Source organism: Mameliella sp. AT18 (assembly GCF_028807275.1).
Taxonomy (GTDB): Bacteria; Pseudomonadota; Alphaproteobacteria; order Rhodobacterales; family Rhodobacteraceae; genus Antarctobacter; species Antarctobacter albus.
Genome location: NZ_JARAMO010000101.1, coordinates 1 through 1,979 on the forward strand (window position 1 = coordinate 1; position 1,979 = coordinate 1,979).

The window sequence follows — 1,979 nt, forward strand, 5'->3', positions numbered from 1 at the left end:
GGAGCGGCACAAATCCGTGACAGGTCCAGGGTCGCGCTTGGCGACATCGACCGTGACAATCGCATCATCAAGACGATCCACGGGTGTGGCTTCCGGTTCGTTGCAGATGCCATTTCCACGGACCGGGAAGGTGGCCGCGGTCCGAAGGCAACTGTGTTCGTCCGCGTCTTTCGGTCCACTGGTGACAACGCCGAGGCCGACTACCTTGCGGACAGCCTGACCGAAGACCTGATCCACAGTCTGTCGCGACACGATGCGTTGACTGTCCTGTCCTACAACACGGCCAAGGCACTCGGGGCTGAGGCACCAGGAGACATCTACGGGGTCACCCATGTCATCGAAGGCAACTTGCGTGACATCAAATCGCGCATCCGCGTATCTACAGCCATTTTGGATGCAAAAACAAAGAACCAGATCTGGTCGGAACGTTTTGATCTGACACGCGACAGCCTTCTGGCGGGTCACGATCTGATCGCCGACCGGTTGCTTGCCGTGATCGCTCCGGATCGATCGCTGGCCGCCAGAAAGCCGCGCGGCACACTCAATTCCAACGCATATGACGCCTACCAGAAAGGCCGCTACGCGTATTTCCGCTATGAGCCTCAGGCTTTCGCCCAGGCACTTTCGCAGTTTGAGAAAGCGGCCGAACTGGACCCGGATTTCGCCAATGCCTATGCGCAACAGGCCTACTGCCGGACCACGCTCTATGTATTCGGGTTGCCTGGCAGTGACGAAACGCTGGGGCCGGCAGAGGCTCTGGCCCGTGAGGCCATCCGGAGGGATGAGACGGCGGCCCTTGGCTATGCGCGGCTCGGCTGGGTATTGGGATATCTCGGGCGGCCAGAGGAAACCATCGCGGCCTTCGCCGCGGCCATCGCGCGAGACCCCGAAAACCCCGAAGCTTACCTGGCCTACGGAGAAACTATGAATCGTCTTGCACGCCCTCAGGATGCCGGGCCACTTCTGGAGGCCGTGTTTTCAAAAGACAGCTTTCTGCCACCCAGTTGGGAATTCCCGAAGGGGCATTGCCAATTGCTGCTTGGGGAACAAGACGTTGCCGTAGGGCACTTTCAAGCGGTGCTGGACCGCGTACCGCGTTTTATTCCAGCACGTGTTCAGATGGTGCGAGCGCAGTGGGAGGTCGGTGATACCGACGGCGCAAGGCAGACGATTTCGCGGATTAGGAACATCGCGCCAAGATACAGCTTGGCTCACGCGCGACGCATGTTCCCCTATCCCGTACGGAAAGAAGCGAATGCGCTGACCGAAGCGCTTTCGGGTGCCGGATTGCATTAGAATTGTCCGCGCAGCGGAAATTAGATCCTACAAGACTGACAGCAGAAAGGTCCGCAGACCACAAATTGGCAGCGCGCTCTATATCGCACTCGCAGCGAATGACTGCTCTGACGGACTGCACCGCGGCGGCGGAGACCGGCGGTGGACGGCAGCTCCGGGCCGATACCTTGGAAAGACACTCGCTCGCGAGCGAAGAATGTCGACGGCTTAACATGGCGCGAGCGCATTTTTCCGTCAGGCGTTTCGCGGTTGCTGCAGTGCGGGAATGATCTTGGCCAGTTTGCGGAAGCTCATGGTGCAAGGCGACCCGACTCTGGCGGATGGCCATGCCGAACGGCGCGCCGCACTTGACACGATCCACGGGCTCTCCCCCGGTTCGACCCGACAGTTGATGTTAGTCGCAGGCGCGAAATCAGGCGCATCGCCGGTCACAAAGTCAACCGGACACCTCCGATAACTCTCCCGGCTCCCTGTGTGGCCCCGGCTATCGGCTTGATGCGTCCGCTAATGCGGCAGTTCCAGATTGATGCTTGGATTTTCGGTCAAGCGTCGTTAGGCCTTGCGATCAATCGAAAAGTCGGCACAGTTGACGCGTTCCACTCTTCAAGAAAATTTCCACAGACCCGGCACTCGTAGGAGTCCTTTTCCAGGGCCTGACCCGCCCCCGCTGATTGGTCCGGTTT

At 59.6% G+C, this 1,979-nt stretch carries 1 protein-coding gene; it reads left to right on the forward strand.

Features of this window, described 5'->3' with window-relative positions; all coding sequences use genetic code 11:
* Positions 1–1,296, forward strand: a 1,296-nt coding sequence (locus PVW46_RS13280) for a tetratricopeptide repeat protein (RefSeq protein ID WP_274576151.1), incomplete at its 5' end; no start/stop codon positions are given.
* Between the last annotated feature and the right edge of the window lie 683 nt (positions 1,297–1,979).